A 12,774-nucleotide genomic window follows, 5' to 3' on the forward strand; every position below is an offset into this window, starting at 1 on the left:
TCGACCTTGTCCTGCGGACGCTTGGGACCGGCCAGCGACGGCACGACCGTGCCCATGTCCAGTTCCAGCACGTCCGTGAAGATCGGGTCTTCCGAGGTCTCGTCGATCCACAGGCCCTGGGCCTTGGCGTAGGCTTCCACGAGCGCGACGCGCGCCTTGTCGCGGCCCGTGGCGGTCAGATAGTCGATGGTCGCGCGCGACACCGGGAAGAAGCCGCAGGTGGCGCCGTATTCCGGGGCCATGTTGGCGATGGTGGCCTGATCCTCGATGGTCAGGCTGGTCACGCCGGGGCCGAAGAATTCGACGAACTTTCCGACCACGCCCTTCTTGCGCAGCATCTGGGTGACGGTCAGCACCAGATCGGTCGCCGTCGTGCCTTCCGACATGGCGCCGGTCAGTTTGAAGCCGATGACTTCCGGGATCAGCATCGGGATCGGCTGGCCCAGCATGGCCGCCTCGGCCTCGATGCCGCCCACGCCCCAGCCCAGAACGGCCAGACCGTTGATCATGGTGGTGTGGCTGTCGGTGCCCACGACGGTGTCGGGATAGGCGACGGTCTTCTTGCCCTCTTCCAGCGTCCAGACGGTCTGGGCGAGGTTCTCGAGGTTCACCTGGTGGCAGATGCCGGTGCCGGGAGGCACGACGCGGAAATTGTTGAACGCCGACGAACCCCAGCGCAGGAATTTGTAGCGCTCGATGTTGCGCTCATATTCGCGCTCGACGTTCTGGTTGAAGGCGCCGGGCGTGCCGAAATGGTCGACCATGACCGAGTGGTCGATGACCAGATCGACCGGGTTCAGNCGCTCATATTCGCGCTCGACGTTCTGGTTGAAGGCGCCGGGCGTGCCGAAATGGTCGACCATGACCGAGTGGTCGATGACCAGATCGACCGGGTTCAGCGGATTGATCTTCGTCGCGTCGGCGCCGAGCGCCGACATCGCATCGCGCATGGCGGCCAGATCGACCACGGCGGGCACGCCGGTGAAGTCCTGCATCAGCACGCGGGCCGGCCGGAAGGCGATCTCGTGCTCGACCGAGCCCTTGTTCTCGGTCCAGGCGGCGACGGCTTTCAGGTCGGCTTCGGTGACGGAAACCCCGTCCTCGTTGCGCAGCAGGTTCTCCAGCAGCACCTTCATCGAGCGCGGCAGACGGGAAATCCCGGCCAGACCGGCTTCCTCGGCGGCGGGAAGGCTGTAATAGGCGTACNGCCGCCTTCGAAGCCGCCGATGGCGACGCCCGAACGGGACTTCTGGCCCTTGACCGCCATCCATCAGGTCTTTCCGCACGACGCGCCCGAACGGGTAGCGAAACTGGTGCTCGGCTTTCAGGTCGGCTTCGGTGACGGAAACCCCGTCCTCGTTGCGCAGCAGGTTCTCCAGCAGCACCTTCATCGAGCGCGGCAGACGGGAAATCCCGGCCAGACCGGCTTCCTCGGCGGCGGGAAGGCTGTAATAGGCGTATTTCTTGCGCCCGACGGAAAGGTCCTGACGGGTCTTGAGGCTGTCGTTCGACGGCATGGAGAGGCTTCCTCTGGTCAACGCCGCCCGACAATCCGGTTGCACGAACGCGCGGCTTGCGGCGGGGCGCACAGGTCCCCGACGCGCGCGNGCTTCGTAATCAGAAAGATCTGATCATACCTTCATCGAGCGCGGCAGACGGGAAATCCCGGCCAGACCGGCTTCCTCGGCGGCGGGAAGGCTGTAATAGGCGTACTTCTTGCGCCCGACGGAAAGGTCCTGACGGGTCTTGAGGCTGTCGTTCGACGGCATGGAGAGGCTTCCTCTGGTCAACGCCGCCCGACAATCCGGTTGCACGAACGCGCGGCTTGCGGCGGGGCGCACAGGTCCCCGACGCGCGCGACGATCGCCTGCTGCGGCGAGGCCGGATATAGCGAGGGTTCCACCCGCCGTCCATGTACCCGCGTCGAGCGTAGGGGCATTGAGAAACGTTCGCAGAAACGGCTCTCCCTCCCCTTCATGGGGAGGGTGGTCGCGCAGCGACCGGGTGGGGGACTTCAGCTGCACCCCACCCTGTCGCCGCTACGCGCCGACATCCCTCCCCACAAGGGGGAGGGAGACGCCATGATTTCCGCCGCCTCCCTCACCGTCTCCCGCGGCGACCGCATCCTGTTCAGCGACCTGTCGCTGTCGCTGGCCTCCGGCGAGGCCCTGGCCCTGACCGGCGCCAATGGCGCGGGCAAGACCAGCCTGCTCCGGACGCTCGCCGGTTTCATCCGCCCCGACGCCGGGACGATCGCCTTCGCCGACCTCGACCTCGCCGAGGCGCGAGCGAACCACATCCACTGGCTCGGCCATCTCGACGGCCTCAAGACCGGCCGCCGCGCCCGCGAGGAACTGGCCTTTCAGGCGCATTGGTCGGGCGCGACCGCCGACGGGATCGCCGCCGCCGTCGACGTGCTGGCGCTCGAGCCCCTGCTGGATCTCGAGGTGCGCAAGCTGTCGGCGGGCCAGCGCCGCCGCCTCGCCTTCGCCCGGCTGATCGCCTCGCCCCGCCCGATCTGGTTGCTGGACGAACCCTTCGCCCCGCTGGACGCCCGCTGGCGCGCCGCCCTCGGCCTGTTGATGCAGGCCCATCTGGACAAGGGCGGCGGCCTGATCGCCGCCGTCCACGACCCCCTGCCACTGCCCGCCCGCTCGCTCGACATCGGAGCCGGGCGATGAGGGCGCTGATGATCCTGTGGCGGCGCGAGGTCGCCCTCGCATGGGCCGGCGGCGGCGGCCCCCTGCTGGCCTGCGGCTTCTTCCTGTGCCTGACCGTGCTGGTCCCTCTGGCCGCCGGCGGCGATCCGGCGGGGCTGAAGCCCGTCGCGGGCGGCATCGCCTGGCTGGCGCTCGCCCTGTCGTCGATCCTGTCCCTCGAACGCCTGTTCGAACGCGACCTCGAGGACGGCGCCCTCGATCTCATCACCCTCGGCCCCGTCCCGCTGGAGCTCGTCGTCCTGACCAAGGCCAAGGCCCAGTGGCTGGCCGTCGGCGCGCCTCTGGCCCTCACCGCGCCCGTCGCCGCCATCACCCTCGGCCTGCCCCCGGCGCTGGTCCCGCTGGTCGCCCTCTCGGCCCTGGTCGGCGCCCTCGGCTTCGCCCTGACCGGCGCCCTGGGCGCGGCCCTCGCCCTCGGCGCGAGACGCGGCGGACTGCTGATCGCGGTCGTGGTCCTGCCGTTGTTCATCCCGCCTGTGGTCTTCGGCGCGGGCGCGCTGGAGCGGGCCGCGAACGGCCTGACCCCCCTGCCGGCCCTCGCCTTCCTCACGGCCTATGTCCTGTTCGCCGCCGTGGTCACGCCCTTCGCGGGCGCAGCGGCGATCCGGAATGCGCAGGGCTAGACCCACACTCCGCTCATCCCGGCGAAAGCCGGGACCCAGTTCTTTGGGTGATGCAGCCGTTCCAGTGACCCGCCGCACTCAATCCTGAAACGCCGGCGTCACGCTGGACAGGACTGGGTCCCGGCTTCCGCCGGGATGCACGGGAGAGACCCTCAGGCCTTCTTCACAAACTCGGTCCGCAGCACGAGCCCGCGCACCTTCTCGACATTGGCCTCGATCTCATCGGTGTCGCCGGTCAGCCGGATGTTCTTCACCATCGTGCCGCGCTTCAGCGTCACCCCGCCCGAGCCCTTGACCTTCAGGTCCTTGATCAGGGTCACGCTGTCGCCGTCGGCCAGGACGTTGCCGTTGGAATCCTTGGTCACATCGTCGGTCATGGCGGGCCTCTTTCCAGACGCGACGCTCTAGCACACGACAAGACGACGGGCTCAAGTAGCGCGAAGCGCGATAGCCCACTAAGAAGCCCGCGATGTTCCTCGCCAACCCTGACCGTTTCCTGCGCTTCACCCGGCCGCTGACGCCCGCGCTGTGGGCGTTGGCCGGCTTGCTGCTGATCGTCGGAACCTGGCTCTCCTTCACCGCGCCGGAAGACTACCAGCAGGGCGACACCGCGCGGATCATGTTCGTCCATGTGCCCGCCGCCTCTGTCGGGCTGATGATCTATGCGGCGCTGGGCGTCTCCAGCTTCTTCGCCCTGGTGTTCCGCCATCCGCTGGCCGACGCCGCCGCCCGCGCCGCTGCCCTGCCCGGCGCGGCCTACACCCTTCTGGCCCTGGTCACCGGCAGCCTGTGGGGCAAGCCGATGTGGGGCGCTTGGTGGGCGTGGGGCGATGCACGGCTGATGTCGGTGCTTGTCCTGTTCCTCTTCTACCTCGGCTACATGGCCCTGCGCGCCTCGATCGACGATGAGGCGAAGTCCGCCCGCGCCGCGGCCGTGCTGGGGCTGGTCGGTCTGGTCAATCTGCCGATCGTCAAATTTTCGGTCGACTGGTGGAACACCCTGCACCAGCCCGCCTCCCTGATCCGCGCCGACGGACCCTCCATGCCCGCCGTCTTCCTCGCCCCCCTGCTGACCATGATGGCGGCCTATGGCGTCTTCTTCCTCGCCGTCTGGATCACCTCGATCCGCACCGAGATCGTCCGCCGCAGGGTCATGACCCTTCGCGCCCGCCGCGCACAGGAGGCCTGAGATGATCGACCTCGACATGGGCGCCTACGCCGCCTTCGTCTGGCCCGCCTGGGGAATCAGCGCCGTGGTCCTGACCGCCCTGGCCGTCCGCGCCGTGGTCGCTGCGCGGCGCTGGCACTCGGAACTCAAACAGCTCGACAAGGACGCGGCGAACAGCCGCGCTCGAGTAGGGCAAAGTCCGATAGCGCAACCAAAATGAGCCGTTGGTTCTCGGTCATCCCTCTGGTGATCCTCGCCGCCCTCGCCGCCCTGTTCATCGGCTGGTCGCTGAAGCGCGATCCGGCGGTCAAGCCCGACGCCCTCGTCGGCCAGTCGGTCCCCGAGACCGTCCTGCCGATCCTGAACGGCGTCATCCCCGGTCCCGGCCACGTCGACCTCAAGACCGCCGGCGTCGGCAAGCCGATGCTTGTCAATGTCTTCGCCAGCTGGTGCCTGCCCTGCCGCGTCGAACATCCGAAGCTGATGGCGCTCAAGGCCCGCGGCGTCGCCGTCGTCGGCGTCGCCTGGAAGGACGACCCGGCCGACACCCGCGCCTTCCTCGACGAGCTGGGCGATCCCTATTCCATGGTGCTGGTGGACCGCGAGGGCCGGGCCGGGCTGGATCTGGGCATCACCGGCGCGCCCGAGACCTTCGCCGTCAACGCCATGGGCCAGGTCGTGGCCAAGTCCTCCGGCCCGCTGGTCGACGACGCCGAGATCGAGCGGATGGTCACCGCCATCCAGGCCCCGCCTCGCCCCCTGCCGACGGCGACATCCCGCGAGTAGGGCCGCGTTAACCCATTTCCGACGGTTTTGATTAACCCTGTCGGCATGAGCGCGATTCGACCCGACCTGCCCTCCGCCCTGTTCCCGGCCCACCCCGCCGGCGCCTCGCCCGTCCGCGCCTCGCGCTCGGACTTCTTCAAGGCCGCGCTGGAGAAGGCTGCGGGTCCCGCCGCCGAGCCGAGCATGCGCACAGCGGCGCCGCAACCGACCGCCGCCGCCTTCGAGGAGCGACCGACCCGTCCGGGCGCCCTGCTCGATATCCGCGTCTGACGCCCCGAACCGTTCGGCCTTCACGCGAAAATGAGCGGCGCGTTTTCGCCCGCCGTGATTAACCTCCCCGCCATGGTGAGGGGTTGGATCATTCCTGCGGCGGCCTGCGCGGCCGCGTTGCTGGCGGCGGGGGCCGGAGCCCAGCCGGCGGCCCGACGCGTCGCCCACCGCGACGCCCCGCCGCCCGAGCCCGTCGTCGTCGAACTGTTTACCGCCCAGGGCTGCGCCGGCTGCCCCGAGGCCAACGCCCGCGTCGAGGCTGTGGCCGACGAGCCCGGTGTGATCGCCCTGACCTACGCCGTCGACTACTGGGACTATCTGGGCTGGCAGGACACCTTCGCCCGCCCCGAGTTCGCCCAGCGCCAGCGCGCCTATCGCCGCTCCCTGCGCCTGCGCGACGTCTCGACGCCCCAGGTCGTGATCGACGGCCGCCGTCAGGTCGTCGGCGCCGGCGGCGCGGCCCTGCAATCCGCCATCGACGAAGAGGCGGCCCGCCGCATCTTCCCCCCCGAGATCGAGTTCCGCGAAAGCGGCGACCGCGTCGGCGTCGGCTCGGGCCCTGCCCCTGCGGGCGGCGCCGAGGTGGTGGCGGTCACCTATACGCCCGGACCGCAGACGGTCGAGATCGAACGCGGCGACAACCGCGGCCGCAGCGTGCGCCACACCAATGTCGTGCGTTCGGTGCGGACCCTCGGCGACTGGACCGGCCAGCCGCGGCTCTACGCCCTGCCCGCGACCCGGGACCCGGATCTGGCCGTCGCCATCCTGATCCAGAGCAAGGCCGACCGCCGCATCCTCAACGGCGCCGTCCTGCCGCCCCGCTAGGCGCCCGCCTTCTTCGCGAAGCCCATCGCTCCCGCGGCCAGCATCGGCACCTGCGCCGCCATCGTCCGCGCGTGCTCGCTGGCGGCGGTGCCGTCGCGCACTCGCCCGGCGATGCCCTGACAGATGGCCGCCAGCCGGAACAGATTATAGGCGAACAGCCAGTCCAGGTTCTGCGGCGCCGCGCCCGTCAGCCGCGCATACCGCTCGACCGTCTGCTCGACCGACGGAATGCCCAGCGCCTCGATATCCGCGCCCGCCAGACCATTCCGCGCCGTCGCCGGAATCACCCAGGCGATCAGCAGATAGGAAAAGTCCGCCATCGGATCGCCCAGCGTCGACAGCTCCCAGTCCAGCACCGCCCGCACCTGCGGCGCGTCCGGCGCCAGGATCAGATTGTCGAGCCGGAAGTCGCCATGCACGATCCGCGTCGGCCCTTCCGGCGGCAGGGTGGCCGGCAGGAATTCGATCAGCCGGTCCATGGCCGGGATCGGATCGATCTCGGACGCCCGGTACTGTTTCGTCCACCGCCCGACCTGCCGCTCGAAATAGTTGCCCGGCCGGCCATAGTCCCCCAGCCCGATGGCCGCGGGATCGAAGGCGTGCAGCGCCGCCAGCGTATCGACCTGCGCATCATAGATGGCGCGCCTCTGCCCCGGCTCCATTCCGGGCAGCTTCAGGTCCCACAGCACCCGACCCTCGACCTTGTCCATGACGTAGAACATCGAGCCGATGACGGCATCGTCCGTACACAGAGCATACGGCCGCGCGACCGGATATCCCTGCGCGTGCAGGGCCGAGATCACCGTGAACTCCCGGTCCACCGCGTGAGCGCTGGCCAGCAGCGTCCCCGGCGGCTTGCGGCGCAGCACATAGGTCCGCCCCGGCGTCGCCAGCTCATAGGTCGGGTTCGACTGCCCGCCCTTGAACTGCCGCACGGTCAGCGGCCCCGCAAAGCCCTCGACGTTGGCTGTCAGCCAGCGGTCCAGCGCCGCCTCGTCCAGCGCATAGCGGGGATCGACCTCGCGCGTGCCCGCGAAGGCCGCCTGTGCATCGGAAAGGTCTGTCTGGGTCATGCTTCGTCCGGGTTCGCGGCGATGATGGCCGCCCGCACGGCGCCGCGCCAGCCCTTCAGCAGTCGCTCGCGCTCGCCCGCCTCCATGCGCGGCTCCCAGCGCACCGGCGCCTCGACCGGATGGTCCTCCAGATCGCCGATCAGGCCGACCCCCAGCGCCGCCAGCTTGGCCGCCCCCAGCGCCGTCATTTCCTGAAACGCCGGCCGCTCGACCACCACCTCGCAGATATCGGCCACGAACTGCATGGCGAAGGCGTTGGCCGTCACCCCGCCGTCGACCTTCAGCACCTTCAGCGTCGGCGCCCCGTCCTTCGCCAGTGCGTCCAGCAGGTCGCGCGTCTGGTAGGCCAGGCTCTCCAGCCCCGCCCGCACCACATGCGCCGGCCCGCTGTCGCGCGTCAGGCCGGTGATCGTCCCCCGCGCCTCCGGCTCCCACCAGGGCGCGCCCAGTCCGGTGAAGCCGGGCACCAGATAGACCCCGCCGTTGTCCTTCAGCCCCTGCGCCATCGCCTCCGACTGGCGCGACTCGCTGATCACCTTCAAGCCGTCGCGCAGCCACTGGATCGCCGACCCGGCCGAGAAGATGGACCCCTCCAGCGCATAGGCGACCTGCCCGTTGGCGGCATAGCCCAGCGTCCCCAGCAGCCGGCTGGTCGAACCGACCGGCGCAGCCCCGACGTTGGCGACCAGAAACGCGCCTGTGCCATAGGTGATCTTGGCGTCTCCCGCCTTCAGCGCCCCGTGTCCGACCAGCGCCGCCTGCTGGTCGCCCGCCGCGCCGTGGATCGGCAGGGCCGCGCCCAGCAGCGACGGCTCGCAGTCGCCCAGATGGTCGGCGCACCCCCGGATGTCGGGCAGCACCGCCATCGGCACATTGAACAGCGCCGCCAGATCGCTGCGCCACGCCCGCGTCTCAAGATCCATCAGCGAGGTGCGGCTGGCGTTGGTGGCGTCGGTGACGTGGCTGGCTCCGCCGGTCAGCTTCCAGATCAGCCAGGTCTCGATCGTCCCGACCTTGACCTCTCCCGCTTCCGCCCGGTCCCGCGCCCCCGGAACCGCATCCAGCAACCACGCGAATTTCGAGGCCGAAAAATAGGGATCGAGGATCAGCCCCGTCGCCGCCTGCAGCATCGGCTCATGTCCGGCGGCGGCCAGTTTCCCCGTCGCGGCGGCCGTGCGCCGGTCCTGCCAGACGATGGCGCGGTGCAGCGGCTCGCCCGTCGCCGCATCCCACAGCACCGAAGTCTCGCGCTGGTTGGTGATGCCGATGGCCGCGAACCGCCAGACGCCGCCCGCCTTGCGGATGACCTCGCGGCAGGTCTGCAGCGTCGCGCTCCAGATTTCGGCCGCATCGTGCTCGACCCAGCCAGACTGCGGGAAATGCTGCTGGAGCTCGATCTGGCTGACGGCGACCGGGCGCAGGCCGCCCTCGGGCGCGGTCTCGAAAGCGATGGCGCGGGTCGAGGTCGTGCCCTGGTCGATGGCGAGGATGAGAGACTTCATGCCCGCACCTTACGCAGCAACCGGTGATGCGGTTAAGTGCCCGCATGCACACCGCCTCCTTCTCCGGCGTTCAGGACGCCGCCCGCCAGATCGCCGGCCACGCCGTACGCACCCCCCTGATCGAGAGCCCGGCGCTGAACGAGCGCGTCGGCGGCCGCGTGCTGATGAAGGCCGAGACCCTGCAGGTCGCCGGCGCCTTCAAATTCCGCGGCGCCTACAACCGCATCAGCCGCCTGACCGAGGCGGAAAAATCGCGCGGCGTCGTGGCCTATTCCTCCGGCAACCACGCCCAGGCCGTGGCCGCGGCGGCGCGGATGGTCGGAACGACCGCCATCATCGTCATGCCGGCCGACAGCCCCCGGGTGAAGGTCGACGGCGTCATCGCCTTCGGCGGCGAGGTGCGGATGTACGACCGCTACACCGAAAGCCGCGAGGCCATCGGCGAGGAGATCGCCGAATCCCGCGGCTCGGTCCTGGTCCGCCCGTTCGACGACCCCTTCGTCATCGAGGGTCAGGGCACTGTCGGGCTGGAGATCATCGACCAGGCCAAGGCGCTCGGCGTCGCCCCGCTGGACCAGTTGGTCTGCGGCGCGTCTGGCGGCGGGCTGATCGCCGGCATCAATCTGGCCATGGCGGCCCAGGCCCCGCACGCGCCGGTGATCGCCGTCGAGCCGCGGCACTACAACGACATGCAGCTGTCGATCGCCTCGGGCCAGCGGCAGACCCACGCTCCGGCCCCTGGCACCATCTGCGACGCCCTGATGACCGACCGGCCGGGCGAGCTCACCTTCCCGATCAACCGCCGCGTCGACCGCGTCGAGACCGTCTCGGACGCCGAGGTGGCCGAGGCCGTCCGCTACGCCTTCCGCGTGCTGAAGCTGGTCGTCGAACCGGGCGGCGCGGTTTCGCTGGCCGCCGTTCTGGCCGGCAAGATCGAGACCCAGGGCCGCGCCACCGCCCTGATCCTGTCGGGCGGCAATGTCGACCCGGCCCTGTTCGCCGCCATCATCGAAGACCGGTTCACCCCGATCGCCTGAGGAGACCCCCATGAGCCGCATCGAACGCAAAGGTACGCCCACGCCTGTCGCCGACCTGCCCGGCCTGATCGGACAGGAGATCGGCGTCAGCCGCTGGATCACCGTCGATCAGGCCCGAATCGACGCCTTCGCCGACATCACCGAAGACCGCCAGTTCATCCACATCGACCCGGTCGCGGCGGCGCAGACGCCCTTCGGCGGAACCATCGCCCACGGCTTCCTGACCCTCAGCCTGCTGTCAGCCATGACCTATGACGCCGTGCCGCCGCTGGAAGGCGTGGTGATGGGCGTCAACTATGGCTTCGACAAACTGCGCTTCCTCGCCCCGGTGCCGGCTGGCTCGAACGTCCGTGGACGGTTCAAGCTGCTCTCGGCCGAAGACAAGGGCGGCGGCCGCTGGCTGCTGAAACACGAGGTCACGGTCGAGATCGAGGGCGCGGACAAACCGGCCCTGATCGCGGAATGGCTGGGCATGCAGGTGGTGGGTCAGGGTTGAATACAACCGAGGTGTAAGCAAAATAATCCGCTCATCCCGGCGAAAGCCGGGATGAGCGGATCGAAGAGAATTCCCTACCCCTCGCCCAGACACCTCAGCGCCACTTCCAGATTCCGCAGCCCGTCCTCGCCCGTGACCGCCGGTCGCTCACCGGTGCGGATCGCGTGGGCGAAGGCTTCCAGCTCCTTCTTCAGCGGCTCGGCGGGCCAGCTGTTCACGGCCCGGGTCTGGTACGACCCGTCCGGCTGCTGGCCGAAATACTCCGTGACCTGACGGGTGATCAGGTCGGCGACCACGAACTTGCCCATGGTGGCGACCTGCAGCGTCCGCACCTTGTACGGCGTGACCCAGTTGGTGGTGATGTGGGCGATGGTCCCGTTGGCCAGCCGGAACTGCAGCAGGGCCGTATCCTCGCGCTCGGCCTTGGTGCGGGCCAGCTGCGGCTGCACCTCGACGATCTCGGAATCCGTCAGATGGCGGATGATGTCGATGTCGTGCACCGCCAGATCGATGACCACGCCCACCTCGCCCATGCGCGGCGGGAAGGGGCCGACCCGCGTGATCTGGATCGAGATGACGTCCTCGCCGTCGATGGCGCGCTTGACCGCATCCACCGCCGGATTGAACCGCTCGACCTGGCCGACCATCAGCACCCGGCCATTGGCCTTCGCCGCATCGATCATCCGCTGGGCGTCGGCGACGGTGGCCGCGATCGGCTTCTCCACCAGCACGTGGACGCCCTTCTCCAGCAGAGCGACGCCCAGTTCGGCGTGGTGCCGGTTAGGGGTGGCGACCACGGCGGCGTCCAGACCGGCGGCGACGAAGTCCGCAGCGCTGGTGAAGGCCGTCGCATCGTACAGGCCGGCAACGCCGTCGGCCGTCGCCGCGTCCGGATCGAAGACGGCCGTCAGGTCGAAGTCGCGAATGTCTGACAGCACGCGGGCGTGGTTGCGCCCCATAACGCCGACGCCGGCGACGCCGACCTTGAGAGGGGGAAGGTGCTGGGTCATGAGGAAACCTTAGCGGAAGCTGGCGACCGCCGCGATGATCCTGTCCTGCGTCGCCTCGTCGAGGTCCGCATGCATCGGCAGGCTGATCACCCGCTGCATCAGCCGCTCGGTGACCGGCAGGCCCTGCGGCCCGCGCGGGTACATGTCGTAGGCCGGCTGCAGGTGCAGCGGGATCGGATAGTAGACAGCCGTCGGCACCCCCTGTTCCTTCAGATGCGCCGCCAGACCGTCCCGGTCGCCGTGCTCGATGGTGTACTGGGCCCAGTTGGAGACATTGCCCGCAGGCACGTCCGGCACGGCGGCGACGTGGGCGCGCAGGCCCTCGTTGTAGCGGGCCGCGATCCGGTTGCGCCATTCGATCTCCTCGCCGAAGACCTTCAGCTTCTCGATCAGGACAGCGGCCTGGATGGTGTCCAGACGGCTGTTCAGGCCGATGCGCATGTTCAGATATTTGGGATCGTGATCGAAGGTCTTGCCCTCCAGATCCCGCGCCACCGCCTTGCCGTGCACGCGGATGGAGTCGATCAGCTGGGCCAGATCGTCGTCATTGGTCAGCACCGCCCCGCCGTCGCCGTAGCAGCCCAGCGGCTTGGCCGGGAAGAAGCTGGTGGTGGTGATGTCCGCCCATTTCAGCGGGTGATCACCGTCGATGGTGCAGCCGAAGCCCTGGGCCGAGTCGCAGATCAGCTTGAGACCGAATTTGTCGCAGACGGCCTTGATCGCCGGATAGTCGGCGGGCTGGCCGAACAGGTCGACGGCGATGACCACGCGCGGCTTCAGCCGGCCTTCCTTGAGCGTCGCCTCGATGGCCGCCTCGAGGTGGCCGGGATCCATATTGTAGGTCCTCGCATCCACATCGATGAAGACCGGCTCGGCGTCGAACCAGGGCACGATCTCGGCCGTGGCCGCGAAGGTGAAGCTGGGCACGAAGACCGCGTCGCCGCTGCCGACGTCCCACGCCATCAGCGGCAGGGCCAGGGCGTCGGTGCCATTGGCGCAGCCCAGCGCATGCTTCGCCTTGCCGAAGGCTGCCAGATCGGCCTCGAACTGCCGCACCTGCGGACCCATGACCCAGGCGCCGCCGACCACGGCCTCCTGCACGGCGGCTTCGATCCTGCCGTTCAGACGAAGGCGCTGCGCCTGAAGATCGATGAAGGGAATGGTCATGGCGGACGGTTCTCCGGTCGCGCGAACGCTGGCGCGTCGGCCCGCGAGGGCGACGCCTTGGTCGCGCCTCCTACCAAATCCGTCGCGGCCACGCCAA

15 protein-coding genes and 2 pseudogenes are annotated in these 12,774 nt (G+C 69.3%); 9 read left to right on the forward strand and 8 right to left on the reverse strand.

The window, feature by feature from the left end; translation table 11 throughout:
• The 3 genes and pseudogenes from ASD25_RS31805 to ASD25_RS30280 all read right to left on the reverse strand — a co-directional run.
• Nucleotides 1–800: pseudogene (locus ASD25_RS31805) on the reverse strand (aconitase family protein); the annotation flags it as partial.
• Between the two features lies 1 nt (nt 801).
• A pseudogene (locus ASD25_RS31810) lies at nt 802–1,206 on the reverse strand (aconitase family protein); the annotation flags it as partial.
• A 425-nt stretch (nt 1,207–1,631) separates the two neighbouring features.
• The gene (locus ASD25_RS30280; protein ID WP_156389224.1) at nt 1,632–1,769 is read right to left on the reverse strand and encodes a hypothetical protein; all 138 of its coding nucleotides are present in this window, start codon (nt 1,767–1,769) and stop codon (nt 1,632–1,634) included.
• 312 nt (nt 1,770–2,081) lie between these two features.
• Here ASD25_RS30280 and ccmA point away from each other — a divergent pair, with 312 nt between their 5' ends.
• Both ccmA and ccmB read left to right on the forward strand, forming a co-directional pair.
• Nucleotides 2,082–2,681, forward strand: coding sequence for a heme ABC exporter ATP-binding protein CcmA (gene ccmA, locus ASD25_RS08145; RefSeq protein WP_056616075.1), 600 nt, complete (start codon nt 2,082–2,084; stop codon nt 2,679–2,681).
• Nucleotides 2,678–3,343 (forward strand): heme exporter protein CcmB, encoded by a 666-nt coding sequence (ccmB, locus tag ASD25_RS08150; RefSeq protein ID WP_056616078.1) that lies wholly within the window; start codon nt 2,678–2,680, stop codon nt 3,341–3,343. Before ccmA ends, ccmB begins: the two co-directional genes overlap by 4 nt.
• Before the next feature lie 152 nt (nt 3,344–3,495).
• Here the strand turns inward: ccmB and ASD25_RS08155 are convergent, their stop codons facing one another.
• Entirely contained in the window at nt 3,496–3,720 is a 225-nt protein-coding gene (locus ASD25_RS08155; RefSeq protein ID WP_056616083.1) for an alkylphosphonate utilization protein, read from the reverse strand.
• Nucleotides 3,721–3,812: 92 nt separating this feature from the next.
• Between ASD25_RS08155 and ccmC the strand changes: the two genes are divergently transcribed.
• Genes ccmC through ASD25_RS08180 form a run of 5 tightly spaced genes read left to right on the forward strand, consistent with a single transcriptional unit; the run spans nt 3,813 to nt 6,392 of the window.
• Complete coding sequence (gene ccmC, locus ASD25_RS08160; RefSeq protein WP_056616084.1) at nt 3,813–4,532, forward strand: heme ABC transporter permease CcmC; 720 nt, start codon at nt 3,813–3,815, stop codon at nt 4,530–4,532.
• A gap of 1 nt (nt 4,533) precedes the next feature.
• A complete protein-coding gene (gene ccmD, locus ASD25_RS08165; protein ID WP_056616089.1) occupies nt 4,534–4,731 on the forward strand; it encodes a heme exporter protein CcmD in 198 nt (65 codons plus the stop codon).
• On the forward strand, nt 4,728–5,297 hold the full coding sequence (locus ASD25_RS08170) for a DsbE family thiol:disulfide interchange protein (protein WP_056616092.1): 570 nt from the start codon (nt 4,728–4,730) through the stop codon (nt 5,295–5,297). Before ccmD ends, ASD25_RS08170 begins: the two co-directional genes overlap by 4 nt.
• A gap of 45 nt (nt 5,298–5,342) precedes the next feature.
• Nucleotides 5,343–5,567, forward strand: a complete 225-nt coding sequence (locus tag ASD25_RS08175) for a hypothetical protein (RefSeq protein WP_056616094.1) — start codon at nt 5,343–5,345, stop codon at nt 5,565–5,567.
• 54 nt (nt 5,568–5,621) lie between these two features.
• The gene (locus tag ASD25_RS08180; RefSeq protein ID WP_235562665.1) at nt 5,622–6,392 is read left to right on the forward strand and encodes a thioredoxin family protein; all 771 of its coding nucleotides are present in this window, start codon (nt 5,622–5,624) and stop codon (nt 6,390–6,392) included.
• On the opposite strand, the gene ASD25_RS08185 is transcribed toward ASD25_RS08180, so the two are convergent.
• Complete coding sequence (locus ASD25_RS08185; RefSeq protein WP_056616097.1) at nt 6,389–7,465, reverse strand: phosphotransferase family protein; 1,077 nt, start codon at nt 7,463–7,465, stop codon at nt 6,389–6,391. The genes ASD25_RS08180 and ASD25_RS08185 overlap by 4 nt on opposite strands.
• Nucleotides 7,462–8,967 carry a glycerol kinase GlpK gene (gene glpK, locus ASD25_RS08190; protein WP_056616100.1) on the reverse strand — a complete coding sequence of 502 codons (1,506 nt, stop codon included), beginning with the start codon at nt 8,965–8,967 and terminating at the stop codon, nt 7,462–7,464. The genes ASD25_RS08185 and glpK overlap by 4 nt, the downstream gene beginning before the upstream one ends.
• Nucleotides 8,968–9,011: 44 nt before the next feature.
• Here glpK and ASD25_RS08195 point away from each other — a divergent pair, with 44 nt between their 5' ends.
• Nucleotides 9,012–10,004 carry a threonine/serine dehydratase gene (locus ASD25_RS08195; RefSeq protein ID WP_056616103.1) on the forward strand — a complete coding sequence of 331 codons (993 nt, stop codon included), beginning with the start codon at nt 9,012–9,014 and terminating at the stop codon, nt 10,002–10,004.
• A 10-nt stretch (nt 10,005–10,014) separates the two neighbouring features.
• Nucleotides 10,015–10,500: a MaoC family dehydratase gene (locus tag ASD25_RS08200; RefSeq protein WP_056616105.1), complete on the forward strand. Its 486-nt coding sequence runs from the start codon at nt 10,015–10,017 to the stop codon at nt 10,498–10,500.
• 74 nt (nt 10,501–10,574) lie between these two features.
• Here ASD25_RS08200 and ASD25_RS08205 read toward each other — a convergent pair whose 3' ends face one another.
• Nucleotides 10,575–11,510 carry a Gfo/Idh/MocA family protein gene (locus tag ASD25_RS08205; protein WP_056616108.1) on the reverse strand — a complete coding sequence of 312 codons (936 nt, stop codon included), beginning with the start codon at nt 11,508–11,510 and terminating at the stop codon, nt 10,575–10,577.
• Nucleotides 11,511–11,519: 9 nt separating this feature from the next.
• Nucleotides 11,520–12,677 carry a DegT/DnrJ/EryC1/StrS aminotransferase family protein gene (locus tag ASD25_RS08210; protein WP_056616111.1) on the reverse strand — a complete coding sequence of 386 codons (1,158 nt, stop codon included), beginning with the start codon at nt 12,675–12,677 and terminating at the stop codon, nt 11,520–11,522.
• Between the last annotated feature and the right edge of the window lie 97 nt (nt 12,678–12,774).

The sequence above is a fragment of the Brevundimonas sp. Root1423 genome (assembly GCF_001426805.1).